The sequence below is a fragment of the Aerococcus sp. 1KP-2016 genome, from assembly GCF_002252085.1.
Lineage (GTDB): Bacteria > Bacillota > Bacilli > Lactobacillales > Aerococcaceae > Aerococcus.
This window is the reverse complement of record NZ_NEEY01000113.1, coordinates 1-337: the sequence shown is the minus strand read 5'-3', so window position 1 is coordinate 337 and position 337 is coordinate 1. Positions and strand designations below refer to the sequence as shown.

Here is a 337-nt window from a genome sequence, read left to right as displayed (position 1 = left end):
TTTCATCTGAGATAACTTCTCGAGCAGTTTCTTCTCCACCAACAGTCGTTACTTTTTCAACGATTGTTCGTTCGCCTAATACACCTTCTTGGGATACTTCTTCTGTACCGACTAGTAGGTCTGGATTATTCACATACTCGATCTCAAAAGCGACTTCTTGAGTACGAGTTTCTTCACTCACTACAGTTGCAATATCTTCAATTGGAGCTGCTTTTGTTCCAACTTGAATCACTTTATTTACTGGTGCAGTTGTGATTTCATCTGAGATAACTTCTCGAGCAGTTTCTTCTCCACCAACAGTCGTTACTTTTTCAACGATTGTTCGTTCGCCTAATAC

At 40.1% G+C, this 337-nt stretch carries 1 protein-coding gene; it reads right to left on the bottom strand.

The genetic code is table 11. The features are described from left to right. Window positions 1–337: G5 domain-containing protein (locus B9P78_RS09630; protein WP_199445774.1), on the bottom strand; the 337-nt coding region annotated here is incomplete at both ends.